Raw genomic sequence first — 14,155 nt, forward strand, 5'->3', positions numbered from 1 at the left:
TTTAAACGAAGACGCCCAACTTAAATGTCGGGCGCTTTACGTGAATAAACGAAAATTAACAAGCATTCTCTTAGATAGCCTCTGCCAATTCTGGTGAGGCTATTTTCTTTTCATGGCCTGTGTAATGAACAGATGTAGCCATGACCAAAGAGCCGGTTTCCCGCAATTTTTCCTGGTATTTCACAAGCGCACCCAATGTCACATTTCCTACAAGACTAATGGTCTCGCTTTGGCGTTGCAACATTATAATTTTGGTAAGGCCTAGTACGCCCAACAAACTAGCATTCTCGGTGCGGACGTATATTTCCAGCTCAAAACCTTTGTCCAGTTCGGCCGCTTCCTGATTTTGCTGGAGTTTTGGATATTGGTACTGATAGCCTTTTAACAAACCGGCAATGTCTGACAAGACCGCCGCGCCGGTAGGAAGCCCGCCGGCGCCCTTGCCCTTGAACAGTTGCAACCCGGTATAGGCCCCTTCTACTACTATGCCGTTAAACTCCTGCTCCACCGTGGTCAGGTCATCTGTAGGTTGTACCAGCGTGGGCAGTACCAAGGGCACCAGTTTCCCTTCTTCCGTTTTATGTAGTGAAGCCACCAATTTAATGACCGCTCCCCTGCATCTAGCAAATTCCCAGTCAGGTTGAGATAGGGCATTGATGCCAATAAAAGGCACCTCTTCCGGTGACAGAACTCTACCAAACGCATGCGCCGACAAGATGCAGAGCTTGTGCCTGGAATCGGCGCCGCTTACGTCCAGCCAAGGGTCCAACTCCGCGAAACCTTTGTCCTGCGCCTCCTGTAATGCCTCAGCGTAGGGCTTCTGCTCTTTGAAAATTTGGCTCAGGATGTAATTGGAGGACCCATTCAAGATTCCGGAAATTCTACTCACTGGTTCCTGCCCAAAGAATTCTTCCACGGTTCTTACTATGGGAATGCCCCCGGCCACGGCCGCCTCATACAATAACAACCCGCCATATTCTGCCTGTAGTTGCAACAGCTTCTCCAGGTGGTGGGCCACCATCTTTTTGTTGGCGGTCACCACCCGCTTGCCTTGGCGAAGCGCCGTGGTGACAATGTCATAGGCGTCATGAGCGTCACTGATGGCTTCTACCAGAATATCTAGATTGTCATCATTGAGCAATTCCTGCGCGTCAAACGTGAAATGGTTGGCTGGCAGTGACCGCTCCTTCAAAGGGTCCTTCACGCAGATTTTTACCACCTGAGCCGGGAGATTGGGTTGCTTTTGCAAAATATCATAGAGCCCCTGCCCTACACACCCAAACCCGAACAAGCCTATCTTTAAAATACGGTTGGTATCCATGTCTTTCTTTGTGGTTTTTGCTCCAAGAAGGAGGTGATACTTTTTTCTAATTGGTCGGTCTCTAGTAAAAACCCATCGTGGCCTTGCTCAGATTGTATAACCTGCAAGGTGGCATTGGGCAGGTACCGGGCAACAAACTTCTGTTCTTTAAGCGGGAACAGCCCATCAGAGTCCACTCCTATAATAAGTGCCTGCGCCTGCACTTGGTTTAAAGCCTCCTCCACGCTTCCTCTCCCGCGACCCACGTTATGAGAATCCAGCATTTTGGTGAGGTGCCAATACGTGAAGGCGTTAAACCGCTGGGCCAGTTTTTCGCCTTGGTAGCGCTGATACGATGCGGCTTTGTACCTGTCCAAGGACTTAGGATTTTGCTCCCGTTGTCCCTGATGGTAGGATTGGTAACTCCTATAAGATAGCATAGCCACCGCCCGCGCCGTCTGTAAACCCTGGGCACCGGCTCCGTCGGTGTTCAACTGCCAGGTTACGTCCTGTTCAATGGCCATTCGCTGGGTCTCGTTCAAGGCGATGGCATACGGCGACTGCACCGCATTGGAAGCCACCAGCACCAACCTTTTAATCACTTCTGACTCTCCTATCGCCCATTCCAAAGCCTGCTGTCCGCCCAAAGAACCGCCAATTAACACTTGTATGGTATCCAATTCCAGATGTTCACGCAAAAGTTGGAAGGCCTTTACCACATCACGATTGGTCAGCGCTGGGAACTGGTGGTAATAAGGCCGACCCGTTTCTGGATTCACTGACAAGGGCCCTGTAGAGCCATAGCAACCGCCCAAGGTGTTGGCGCAGACAATGAAATGTTTGGCGGGGTCAAAGGTTTTGCCTTCTCCGAAGAGGCCGCCCCACCAGTCTTTCACAAACGTGTTGCCACTAAAAGCATGACATACCCAGACCACGTTGTCTCTATTCTCATTGAGCGTGCCCCAGGTGGTATAGAAAAGTTGGAAGCCGGGCAGCTGCCGCCCAGACTCCAACTCAAACGCTTCTTTAAATTCAAAAACTCGTCCTTTCAACATGGCTACCTTAGTTAAGCGCCTCGGCGACTGGACGGGCAATTTTCACCTTGGCAAACGCCTGCTCAAAATCAGCTTGGATGTCATCAATGTGCTCAATGCCCACCGATACGCGCAACAACGTTGGGTTCACGCCCGCCGATAACTGCTCCTCTTCTGAAAGTTGCTGGTGGGTGGTAGAAGCCGGATGGATGATAAGCGTCTTGGCATCACCTACGTTGGCCAAGTGACTCACCAGTTCCAAGTTGTTGACGAAGATTTCGGCCTCTTCTTTGCCACCTTTCAGGTTGAAGCTCAAGACCCCGCCAAAACCGCGTTTCAAATAGCGCTTGGCCAAGCTATGATAAGGGCTGGAAGAAAGGCCCGGATAATTAACGCTTTCTACGGCTGGGTGCTCTTCCAGCCACTGGGCCAAAGCCAAGGCGTTATGCACCGTGCGGTCCACGCGCAATGACAGCGTCTCCAACCCTTGTAATAATTGGAAAGAGTTGAACGGGCTGATGGCCGGGCCAAAATCGCGCAAACCTTCCACTCTGGCTCTTATGGCGAAGGCAATGTTCCCGAAAGGCCCTTCGGCGCCGAACACTTCCCAGAAATTGAGGCCGTGGTAGCCTTCTGAGGGCTCACTGAACTGTGGGAACTTGCCGTTGCCCCAGTTGAAGTTACCTCCGTCTACAATCACGCCGCCCACGCTGGTGCCGTGCCCGCCAATCCATTTGGTAGCCGAAGCCACAACCACGTTAGCGCCGTGCTCCAACGGCCGGAACAGATAACCGCCCGCGCCGAAGGTGTTGTCTACTATTAAAGGAAGCTTGTGACCTAGAGCCACGGCCGCAATGGCCTCAAAGTCTGGAATGTTAAAGCGCGGGTTGCCAATGGTCTCCAGGTAGAAGGCCTTGGTGTTTTCATCCACCAATTTGGCATAAGACGCAGGCTCGTCATTTTTGGTGAAGCGCACCTCTATGCCCAACCGCTTGAAGGCGACCTTAAATTGGTTGTAAGAACCGCCGTACAGATTGCTGGAGGCAATAAAGTTGTCGCCAGCTTGTAAAATGTTGGTAAGTGCAATGAATTGAGCTGCTTGTCCTGAACCGACCGCCACCGCGGCAACGCCTCCTTCCAAAGCGGCAATGCGTTTCTCAAACACATCTGTGGTGGGGTTCATGATGCGGGTGTAGATGTTGCCAAACTCCTTTAAGGCGAACAAATTGGCGCCGTGAGCCGCATTTTCAAACACATAAGAGGTAGTCTGATAGATAGGAACCGCTCTGGATCGGGTGGTGTCATCTATTTCTTGGCCAGCGTGAAGCTGAAGGGTATCAAAATGGAAAGTATTAGACATGGGAATACCAGGTTACAATTTAAAATTGAACAAAAGCAAGACAGGTGGCTAAATTGATACGCGCAGAACCAGTAGGCTACGCGCGGTTAGCCCTGAAAACAAGAAGGAGAAATGGCTGGATTAGCGGCAACAACAGCAACAATAACCCAGCACGGGCATTCGCTGCGGATGACGCAAGAAAGTGAGGATGGCAGACACAAGGGTCTGGGTGAACACTAAAAAGTGCTCTGCTGTGATTTGACGAATGGTTTGGAATTGTTTTTCCATCATTGTATCAATTTATATTCCCCAGCGCACTATGCGGTTGGGTTCAGGAATTAGCACCTTACACCAAGGTAGGTTGCTAGAGCTTCACAGAGCCTGTCTCTCCACTCTTCTTTATAAATCAACTACCGGAATAATTGACTTGATGCTGCAAATGTATAGACGAATTGGACAAAAACAAAAATCCTTCTATTTTTTTTATTTTTTCTTTACGCAGGTTCCGGCACTTTCGTTTTCGGGGTATTTTTCAGAAAACAGGTCAAAAATGGAAACCGTCTTTTCTGCTTGCCCCCTTCGCATCCTTTTCTAACTTTGCCTCCTTAAGCACACGCCATGCAAGCGCTCAAAGAAACCCATTTCCATTTTCCTGAACAAACCGGGTTCTACCGGGGCAAGGTGCGGGACGTCTATTACTTTCAAGACAAACTGGCGTTAGTAGCCACCGACCGCATCTCTGCCTTTGACGTGGTCCTGCCTAGAGCCATCCCTTTTAAAGGACAGGTCTTAAACCAGATTGCCGCCAAGTTCCTGGAAGCCACCAAAGACGTAGTACCCAACTGGGTCATCAGTCATCCGGCGCCCAACGTAACCATAGGAAAGCAATGCGAGACCTATAAAGTGGAGATGGTAATCCGCGGCTACTTGGCTGGCCACGCCTGGCGCGAGTACAGCGCCGGCAAACGTACCGTCTGCAACGTTTCTCTTCCAGAAGGTTTAAAGGAGAATGACCGCCTGCCAGAACCCATCATCACCCCTACCACCAAAGCCGCCGAAGGCCACGATGAGGACATCTCCCGTGAGGAAATCATCCAACAAGGAATTGTCTCAGAAGACGAGTACCTGCAATTGGAATCCTATACCAGAGCCCTTTTCCAGAAAGGCACCGAGCTGGCGGCTGAGCGCGGTTTGATTTTGGTGGACACTAAATATGAGTTCGGGAAGGCAGATGGCGTCATCTATGTGATAGATGAAATCCACACTCCGGATTCTTCAAGATTCTTTTACTCAGAGGGTTACCAGGAACGGCAGGATGCCAACCAACCGCAACGGCAACTTTCAAAGGAATTTGTACGTCAATGGTTGATTGAGCAAGGTTTCCAGGGAAAAGACGGCCAGCAGGTGCCCGAAATGACAGATGAAAAAGTGGCCGAAATATCCCAGCGTTACATTGAATTATACGAGCAAGTCTTAGGCGAAACGTTCTCCCCCCAGCCGTACGCCCAGGACCTGGAAGCCCTGCAAAAGAGCATTGCTTCCAACATTTTTTAAACCACTTTGTTACAGATATTCCACCAATTTTTGGTAGATTCGCACTCTAAACCTTTTTGCTGTTACTTATGAAGTACACAATTGATAAAAAAGAGAATTATACCGTCATCACGATAGATGAAAAAAAGCTTGACACCACGATTGCGCCAGATCTGAAGTCAGAGTTTGTGAAGTTGAACGCAGAAGGTATAACCAATTTGATCCTTGATCTTACCAACGTAAAATATACAGATTCATCTGGGCTTTCTTCTATCCTGATCGCCAACCGTCTTTGCAACTCTTCTGGAGGGGTATTGATCTTGACGGGTTTACAGGAGCACGTAATGAAGTTGATCACTATCTCTAAGTTAGAGTCTGTGTTGAACATCTTGCCAACCGTAGAAGAAGGCATTGACCGCGTGTTCTTACACGAAATTGAGAGCGATCTTACCAAGAAAGAAGAATAGTCTAAAAGGGCGCCGGTTTGGACTTTGAGCTAAAAATTCTTGGCAGTTCTTCTGCTACGCCCTCTTTTGACCGACATCATACCGCCCAACTTTTGGCAATTGGCAATCAATTAAACCTGATTGATTGCGGAGAAGGTACACAAATGCAGCTGATGCGTTACAAAGTAAAGCATCAGCGCATTTGTAACATCTTCATTAGTCACCTCCACGGTGACCATTATTTTGGCTTACCCGGGTTGCTGTCCACTATGCACCTGCAGCAGCGTACCGCCCCTCTCAACCTTTTCGGCCCCAAAGGCTTAGCCGAGATACTAACCCTCCAGTTTAAGTACGCCGGCACCCAGCTTCCTTACAAGATCAATTTCCATGAAGTAGACACCACCGTCTGCCGGAAAATCTTTGAGGACAAAACCATTACCGTGCACACCTTACCTATGCAGCACCGCATCAATTGCTGCGGGTATCTGTTCAAGGAAAAGCAAAAACCCCGACACCTGCTCAAAAGCAAGCTTCCTGCCTTCTTGACGCCGCCGCAACTGGTGCGCTTGAAATGGGGCGAGGATGTTCTAGATGAGGCCGGGCAAGTATTGGTGCGCAACGTGGAGGTGACCACTGAGCCCAAGCATAGCCGTAGCTATGCCTACTGTTCAGATACCAAATACAAAGAAGATATTCTACCCATGATCAAAGGCGTGGACCTGCTTTACCATGAATCTACTTTCCTAAGTGACATGACCCAGCGCGCGGACTATACTTTCCATAGCACCGCCCAGCAGGCCGCTACGTTGGCTTTAAAAGCTCAGGTGAAGCGTCTGCTTATCGGGCACTTCTCAGCGCGCTACAAGGACCTGACGCCGTTGCTGGCAGAGGCGCAGGCTGTGTTCCCCAATACTAACCTAGCGGTGGAGGGTAAAACGATTAGCGTCTTGGAGTAGTCGGGCTCTACGTTCCTTCAAAGTATTCTTCCGTTTTTGGCTTGTTTCCCGGAAATCAGGCTAAAAACGAACTCCTCTCGTCATCCAGAACCTGCCGAAGTATCTACCGAAAACTTCATTGTGCCTGCCTTGCGCTTGTATTCCAATTTCCCTACCGCCATTGTAGGGGTTCTCACCAATGACCATTACAGCCTTCTTCCAAGGCGTAGAGGTTACATCTGTGACTTTCTATTACAGGTGATGCACTTCCGTTGGCTTTTCCTGAGCAATGTCACTTCATCCGGTGCCCTTATGCTGCCTTGTTGCATTGTGCCCGCTAAGCGCTCGCGGCCGCGGGGCCTCGTCTTCCCGCCTCGCGCTGTACCAGCTTGCCTCTTCTGCGTGGTAATTTTTCTGATTGTTAACCAGTCTTGCTTTGTCGTGACCGTCGTCCTGCCAGAGGCGGCAACCTGCTTAGGCGACTCGCCGGAAAGACTGGAACGGGTGCTAGTAGTAGAAGCCTATGCTAAACGCAATTGGAACAGGTGCAGAAGCAAAGGCTATTACTATATGTAGATTCTCCCCTTGAGGGGGCGAAGGGAGGTGTTTACATCGGCAGGTAAATCAATCGACAATTGACAACCAGCAATCCTTCCGTTTTTGGGCTGTTTTCTAGGAAACAAGCCAAAAACGAACTATCTCCAACAAATAACAAGTCTGCCAGTTTATGAGTTGACAATATCGCATAAGCACTATCTTTACAGGTCTTTACCTTTCAACGAAAGTCCATGTCCATACCCACAGATGCCCACAACATGGGCTATAGAAAACGACAGCTCTTCATGGTGTTGAGCGGCATCTTCCTGACCAATGCGTTGCTGGCGGAACTGATTGGCGTTAAGATTTTCTCGGGTGAGGCAGTGTTCGGTCTGCCCGGGGCGCAGATTCCGGTTCTGGGCGCCACACTGGATTTTAATCTGACGGCAGGCGTCATTATTTGGCCCATCGTGTTTGTGACCACAGACATTATCAATGAGTACTTCGGGCGGGATGGCGTGAAGAAGATAAGCGTGCTCACCGCCATGCTCATTGCGTATGGCTTTCTGGTGATAGTAGCGGCCACCACCCTGCCGCCGGCACAGTTCTGGCTGGATGTGAACAACCAAGGCCCCAACGGGACCGCCTTTGACATGGATTTCGCCTTTAACCGGGTATTCAGACAGGGCCTGGGCATCATCATTGGTTCTTTGGTGGCATTCTTGGTGGGGCAGTTACTGGACGCCTACGTATTCCATAAGCTTAAGCACCTAACGGGCAGCAAGAAACTATGGCTTAGAGCTACCGGCTCCACGCTTATTTCTCAGTTGGTAGACACGGTAGTAGTGTTGTTCATTGCGTTCTACCTCTTCGGGAATTGGGATTTGAAGACCGTGCTGTCTGTGTCTGTGATCAACTACTTGTACAAGTTTGTGGTGGCAGTAGTATTGACCCCGGTGTTGTATTTGGCCCACCCTATCATTGACAGGTATTTGGCCGGTGACCACGCCGTCCCCATGGACACGTTCATTTCTAAGGACTAGGCTCGTTTTTGGCGTATTTCCTGGAAAACAGGCCAAAAACGAGGTAATCCAATATGGGCTTCATGCTTAACGTAGACAGACAACAAAGCTTCTAATATTTCTATGCAAGATCTTTCTCCGGTGTATTTATTGAGCGGCCTGGGCGCCGATGAACGGCTGTTTCATAACCTGAAACTCCGGCATCCGGCACCGGTGGTTATTCAATGGATCAGGCCAGAGAAGCAAGAGTCATTACGAAACTATGCGCAACGGTTGTTGGCTCAGATTACGCCTTCAGAAAAGCCGCCCATCTTAATTGGCCTGAGCTTTGGTGGCATGGTGGCCCAGGAGATGGCCAAGCTTATTCCCGTAAAGCGCGTCATTCTTTTGTCTAGCTTGGCAGACACGGGTGCCCTGCCGTGGTATTATCGTGTGGGTGGCTTTTTGCGCATGCAGCAGTGGCTCCCGTTTGAGGTAGCCAAGCGGTGGCCGGCCCCTGGGTATTGGCTTTTTGGGGTGCATTCAAAAGAAGAGCAAAAACTGTTCAAATCCATCATTCAAGACACAGACCTGCACTTTCTAAGGTGGTCGCTCACGCAGATTCTGCACTGGCGGCACAAGGCCCAAGACCAAGAGGTCATCCTACTGCACGGCGATGCCGACAAGGTTCTCCCCGTGCCACAGTACGCCCATGTGCATGTGCTCAAGGGCGCCGAGCATCTGATGGTTTTGAACCGCGCCCAGGAAGTCAGCAATCTGCTCAACCAGTACCTGGACTAGGCTCGTTTTTGGCGTATTTTCTGGAAAACAGCTTAAAAACGGATTCTCCTTTCCCGTTTGCCCGTCAATGATTTACTTTGTACCCTATTAACGTACATTTTTATGGCACGAATTCTTACCGGTATCCAGAGCAGTGGCCGTCCGCATTTGGGCAACCTGCTGGGTGCCATCCTCCCCGCCATTGAGCTTTCCAAGAAAGCCGGCAATGACTCTCTGTACTTCATCGCAGACTTGCACTCGCTCACCTCTATCAGAGACGCTGAGGAGCGCCGCATGAATACCTATGCAGTGGCCGCGGCGTGGCTGGCCTTCGGGTTTGACACAGACAACAACATCTTTTATAGACAAAGCGATGTGCCCGAGGTAACCGAGCTGACGTGGTATTTGAGCTGCTTTGCGCCGTACCCTATGCTGGCCAATGCGCACTCCTTCAAGGATAAGTCGGCTAGACGTGGGTTGGCTGACGTGAACGCTGGTTTGTTCACCTACCCTATCCTCATGGCCGCCGATATTCTGTTGTATGACGCCAACTTTGTACCGGTAGGCAAAGACCAGGTGCAGCACCTGGAAATCACCCGCGACGTGGCTTCATCCTTCAACCACATCTACGGAGATACATTTGTGATACCAGAGGTGAAGGTAGATGAGAGCGTGATGACGGTGCCGGGTATTAACGGCGACAAGATGAGCAAGTCCTATGGTAATACCATTGACATCTTCTTGCCAGACAAGGAATTGCGCAAGCGCGTCATGAGCATTGTCTCTGATAGCAAAACCTTGGAAGAGCCCAAAGACCCGTCCACGGATACCACTTTCAAGTTATATGCGCTGTTGGCTTCAGAATCTGAGTTGGAGACCATGCGTCAGAATTATTTGAACGGAGGTTTCGGCTATGGCCACGCCAAGCAGGCATTGTATGACTTAATCATCACTAAGTACGCAGAGCCGCGCGAACGCTTCCAGTACTACATGAACAACTTGCCAGAGATTGACGCTAAACTAGCCGAAGGTGCCGCCAAAGCCCGCGCCATTGGTGCCCCGGTGCTGAAGCGCGTACGGGAGAAGTTGGGATTCTAGGATAGTAGCTAGATATTAGATTTTAGATTTTTGACAATAAGAGAAGCCGAGGCAGATTGCCGCGGCTTCTTCGTTTTAGTCAAGAATGAAATGAATCTTTTGAACCTCTTATAAAGCAACTGCCGTTTTTGGCTTGTTTTCACCAAAACAGGCCAAAAACGAAGAGGCTCCATCCAAGAAAACTTGAAATGGAGCCTCTTTAAAAATCTAAAATCTAACGTCTAAAACCTAGCGTCCAGAATTATCAGACTTCCAGACTTCCTGGCGCACGTTCTTGCCTACGCTTAAGAAGATGCGCATAGGGTTGGGTACCAACAGCAAGCGGGCTTCTTTGTTGGGATAGGCGTCTGCCTCTACCCACACGCCTTCTTTGCCGGTAATTTCCACCTGGCCTTCGGCGTTCATGGCTTCTGGCAGGTAGGCGGTAGGTAGGAGAACGTCCGTGTCTGGGCAGACCTGGGTATGCACATCGCCCAACACGTCTTCCAGGTATTCCCCGAAGTTGTCGTTGAACTCGTCTTCCAGGTCATGCAGTTCTTCTTCTACGTCGTCGTAGCGTTCATCATTATAGGAAAGCTTGCTTAGTTCCTGCTTTTTCTGGATAAGCGTCACCAGCGATGTATTCAGTTCTTGGATATTCATGCCGTCTGTCGGTTTTTTTACAAATTTTATAACATCTACGGCTAATTCCAAGCATTGCCTGAAAACTACCGAAGGAATACTTGTTTTCTTTCCTGCCAATTTCTCCTATTTTTACCTAGAAAACACGGTTTTCTCACCATTTCATCTCATTAAAGCACATTTATATGACCATGGCCACAGATTTCCTTCCCCTTAATGGTACAGATTATATTGAATTCTATGTAGGCAACGCCAAGCAGGCCGCCTATTTCTACCAAAGCGCCTTCGGGTTTGAGCAGGTGGCCTACGCCGGCCCAGAAACCGGCGTGCGCGACCGCGTGAGCTATGTGCTGCAGCAAGGCAAGATCCGGTTCATGCTCACCACGTCTCTGGTGCCAGACTCCCCTATCTCTGAGCACGTGCGCCTGCACGGCGACGGCGTAAAGGTGATGGCCCTGTGGGTGGACGATGCCTACAAGTCATATGAAGAAACCACCAAACGCGGGGCCAAGTCGGCCGGTGAGCCCCAGACCTTGACAGATGAGTTTGGCGAAGTAAAGGTAGCTTCTATCTATACCTACGGCGAGACCATACACACCTTTGTGGAGCGCAAGAATTACACCGGTGCCTTCATGCCGGGTTTTGTGGCCAAGAAAAGCAACATCCCGTTCACTTCTGTGGGCTTGAAGCACGTGGACCACTGCGTAGGCAACGTGGGCTGGGGCGAGATGAACACCTGGGTGAAGTTTTACGAGGAAGTGATGGGCTTCCAACTGCTGTTGACCTTTGACGATGAGGACATCTCCACCGAGTATTCTGCCCTTATGTCAAAAGTGATGAGCAACGGCAACGGCTATGTCAAATTCCCGATCAATGAGCCCGCCGAAGGCAAGAAGAAATCGCAGATTGAGGAATACCTGGACTACTACCACAGCCCGGGCGTGCAGCACATCGCCATTGCCACAGATGACATTGTGGCTACCGTGGGCGAGTTGCGCAGACGCGGCGTGGAGTTCCTGAGCGTGCCAGCTTCTTACTATGCAGACTTAGCCGAGCGCGTAGGTAAGATTGACGAGGACATGAAGCCTTTGCAAGACCTAAACATCTTGGTAGACCGCGACAATGAAGGCTACTTATTGCAAATCTTCACCAAACCCGCCCAAGACCGCCCTACCGTGTTTTATGAAATCATTCAGCGCAAAGGAGCCAAGTCCTTCGGCAAAGGCAACTTCAAAGCCCTGTTTGAATCCATTGAACGCGAACAAGCCCTTCGCGGAAACCTTTAATTGATTTGAAGATGTGGAGATTTGAAAATGTGAAAATGATTCCCTTTTAGTCTCATTTCTACATCTTCATATTTTCAAATTTTCACATCTTCAAATTTAACACGGCTGTTTTTAGCTTGTTTTCGTAAAAACAGGCCAAAAACGCTTGCCCTTTTCTCTACACACATCCTATGGAAAATAACTTGTCATTAGACGCGGCCGTGCAGGCCAAATTAGACGCGTGGCTTACGGGAGGCTATGATGAAGACACTAAATCCCAGTTACAGCAGTTAGTAGAAACCAAAGACGCAGACACCCTCACTGATTCGTTTTACAAAGACCTGGAGTTTGGCACCGGCGGCCTGCGCGGCATCATGGGCGTGGGCAGCAACCGCATGAACCGCTACACGGTGGGCATGGCTACCCAGGGCCTGAGCAACTACCTCTTAAAGTCGTTCCCAGACCAGGAGATCTGCGTGGCCATTGCGCATGACAGCCGCAACAACTCCCCTGAGTTTGCCAATGTGGTGGCAGACGTTTTCTCTGGCAACGGCATTAAGGTGTACTTCTTTAAAGAGCTGCGTCCTACGCCAGAACTTTCATTTGCCATCCGTCACTTGGGTTGCCAAAGCGGCGTGGTGTTGACGGCCTCGCACAATCCCAAAGAATACAACGGGTACAAGGCCTATTGGAACGATGGCGGCCAGGTAACGGCCCCGCATGATAAGAACATCATTGCCGAGGTCAACAAAATACAGAGCGTAGACCAGGTTAAATTCGCCCGTGATCATTCTAAGGTGGAATATGTGCTGGAGGACGTAGACCAGGCCTATTTAGACAAGGTGGCCTCCCTGTCGGTAGACCCGGCCGTAATTCAACGCCAGAAGGATTTGAAGATCGTCTACACTCCTATCCATGGCACGGGCATTACCTTGGTGCCGAAGGCATTGGAGCGTTTTGGCTTTACCAACGTGACCGTGGTGGAGGAACAAGCCACTCCAGACGGAAACTTCCCGACGGTGGTCTACCCCAACCCCGAAGAGAAAGAGGCCATGACCCTGGCCATGAACAAAGCCCGTGAACTGGACGCTGATTTAGTTTTGGCTACCGACCCAGACGCGGACCGCGTGGGGATTGCCGTGAAAAACCACAAAGGCGAATTCGTGCTCATTAACGGCAACCAGACTGCGGCTTTGCTTACCTATTATGTATTGAGCGCCTGGAAGAAAGCGGGCAAGCTGACAGGCAATGAATACATAGTGAGCACCATTGTCACCACAGACTTAATTAACCGCATTGCCGAAGGCTTTGGTGTAGAATGCTACGAGACTCTTACCGGCTTCAAGTACATTGCCACCATCATGCGCGAGAAAGAAGGCAAGGCGCAGTACATCTGCGGCGGCGAGGAAAGCTATGGCTTTCTGGTTGGGGACTTTGTGCGGGATAAAGATGCCGTTTCATCCTGCGCCATGATCGCGGAGATGGCGGCCTCGGCCAAGGACCAGGGCAAAACCTTGTATGAGCTCATGATTCAGATGTATGAGGAATTCGGGTTCTACAAGGAAGACTTGATTTCCATTACCAAAAAGGGCCACCGCGGCGCCCAGGAGATACAGGAAATGATGCAGGAGCTCCGGGAGAACCCTCCTACCTCCATTGCTGGATCTAAAGTGATTGAGATCAGTGATTACAAGACAGGGTTCCGGAAGAATTTTCAAACCCGTGAAGAAAGCGCCACTGGCCTGGAAAGCTCCAACGTATTACAATTCCTCACAGAGGACGGAACCAAGGTGTCGGCACGCCCTTCTGGCACAGAGCCCAAGATCAAGTTCTACTTCAGTGTGAAAGAACCTCTGGCTTCTGCCGCAGACTATGATGCCGTAAGTCAGAAGCTAGATGAAAAGATAGAGGCAGTGATCAAAAACCTGCAATTAAAATAAGCCATCTGCCTTTCTCCTTTATACTATGAACTCCCGCCTTAGCGAATGCATGGGCGGGAGTTTGTTTTTGGCCAGTTTTCTGGAAAACAAGCCAAAAACGGACCTTAATGCTTGGTCTCAAAACATTTTGCTTGCTTTCTATAGCATCAGGAATAATACACCACCTTATTCATCGCCTTTAAGAAATTCCAACGAAAGATATGGTGTTGGTTATAAAGGAAAACAGGTTAGTAAAGGGCCTTGCTTTTCCCAAATCAAGTACCTAGCCAGGAAAATCAATCCTATTTACATATTGCTTATGTTCTAATTACAAACCTGGTACGATA

The 14,155-nt window shown here is 49.9% G+C and carries 12 protein-coding genes and 1 riboswitch; of the genes, 8 read left to right on the plus strand and 4 right to left on the minus strand.

All coding sequences use genetic code 11. The features are described from left to right. Positions 1 to 70: 70 nt before the first annotated feature. The 3 genes from GU926_RS04275 to GU926_RS04285 are packed head-to-tail and all read right to left on the minus strand — an operon-like array spanning position 71 to position 3,694. The gene (locus tag GU926_RS04275) at positions 71 to 1,321 is read right to left on the minus strand and encodes a homoserine dehydrogenase (RefSeq protein ID WP_160689340.1); all 1,251 of its coding nucleotides are present in this window, start codon (positions 1,319 to 1,321) and stop codon (positions 71 to 73) included. After that, complete coding sequence (locus tag GU926_RS04280) at positions 1,300 to 2,355, minus strand: homoserine O-acetyltransferase family protein (RefSeq protein ID WP_160689342.1); 1,056 nt, start codon at positions 2,353 to 2,355, stop codon at positions 1,300 to 1,302. The genes GU926_RS04275 and GU926_RS04280 overlap by 22 nt, the downstream gene beginning before the upstream one ends. Positions 2,356 to 2,362: 7 nt before the next feature. Continuing rightward, positions 2,363 to 3,694, minus strand: coding sequence for an O-acetylhomoserine aminocarboxypropyltransferase/cysteine synthase family protein (locus GU926_RS04285; RefSeq protein ID WP_160689344.1), 1,332 nt, complete (start codon positions 3,692 to 3,694; stop codon positions 2,363 to 2,365). Between the two features lie 276 nt (positions 3,695 to 3,970). After that, positions 3,971 to 4,081: riboswitch (SAM riboswitch) on the minus strand. A 210-nt stretch (positions 4,082 to 4,291) separates the two neighbouring features. Between GU926_RS04285 and GU926_RS04290 the strand changes: the two genes are divergently transcribed. From GU926_RS04290 to trpS, 6 genes are all read left to right on the plus strand, one after another. Then, positions 4,292 to 5,227: a phosphoribosylaminoimidazolesuccinocarboxamide synthase gene (locus tag GU926_RS04290; protein ID WP_160689346.1), complete on the plus strand. Its 936-nt coding sequence runs from the start codon at positions 4,292 to 4,294 to the stop codon at positions 5,225 to 5,227. Positions 5,228 to 5,295: 68 nt separating this feature from the next. Then, complete coding sequence (locus tag GU926_RS04295; protein WP_066511830.1) at positions 5,296 to 5,673, plus strand: STAS domain-containing protein; 378 nt, start codon at positions 5,296 to 5,298, stop codon at positions 5,671 to 5,673. A 17-nt stretch (positions 5,674 to 5,690) separates the two neighbouring features. Further along, positions 5,691 to 6,608: a ribonuclease Z gene (locus GU926_RS04300; protein WP_160689348.1), complete on the plus strand. Its 918-nt coding sequence runs from the start codon at positions 5,691 to 5,693 to the stop codon at positions 6,606 to 6,608. Positions 6,609 to 7,375: 767 nt separating this feature from the next. Further along, positions 7,376 to 8,167 (plus strand): queuosine precursor transporter, encoded by a 792-nt coding sequence (locus GU926_RS04305; RefSeq protein WP_160689350.1) that lies wholly within the window; start codon positions 7,376 to 7,378, stop codon positions 8,165 to 8,167. Between the two features lie 102 nt (positions 8,168 to 8,269). Beyond that, positions 8,270 to 8,926 (plus strand): alpha/beta hydrolase, encoded by a 657-nt coding sequence (locus GU926_RS04310; RefSeq protein WP_160689352.1) that lies wholly within the window; start codon positions 8,270 to 8,272, stop codon positions 8,924 to 8,926. Between the two features lie 102 nt (positions 8,927 to 9,028). Next, positions 9,029 to 10,003, plus strand: coding sequence for a tryptophan--tRNA ligase (gene trpS, locus GU926_RS04315; protein ID WP_160689354.1), 975 nt, complete (start codon positions 9,029 to 9,031; stop codon positions 10,001 to 10,003). 228 nt (positions 10,004 to 10,231) lie between these two features. Here the strand turns inward: trpS and GU926_RS04320 are convergent, their stop codons facing one another. Further along, complete coding sequence (locus tag GU926_RS04320; protein ID WP_160689356.1) at positions 10,232 to 10,645, minus strand: hypothetical protein; 414 nt, start codon at positions 10,643 to 10,645, stop codon at positions 10,232 to 10,234. A 170-nt stretch (positions 10,646 to 10,815) separates the two neighbouring features. Here GU926_RS04320 and hppD point away from each other — a divergent pair, with 170 nt between their 5' ends. Further along, the gene (gene hppD / locus GU926_RS04325; RefSeq protein ID WP_160689358.1) at positions 10,816 to 11,910 is read left to right on the plus strand and encodes a 4-hydroxyphenylpyruvate dioxygenase; all 1,095 of its coding nucleotides are present in this window, start codon (positions 10,816 to 10,818) and stop codon (positions 11,908 to 11,910) included. Positions 11,911 to 12,080: 170 nt separating this feature from the next. Then, positions 12,081 to 13,829 carry a phospho-sugar mutase gene (locus tag GU926_RS04330; protein WP_160689360.1) on the plus strand — a complete coding sequence of 583 codons (1,749 nt, stop codon included), beginning with the start codon at positions 12,081 to 12,083 and terminating at the stop codon, positions 13,827 to 13,829. Positions 13,830 to 14,155: the final 326 nt, after the last annotated feature.

Source organism: Nibribacter ruber (assembly GCF_009913235.1).
GTDB classification, from domain to species: domain Bacteria; phylum Bacteroidota; class Bacteroidia; order Cytophagales; family Hymenobacteraceae; genus Nibribacter; species Nibribacter ruber.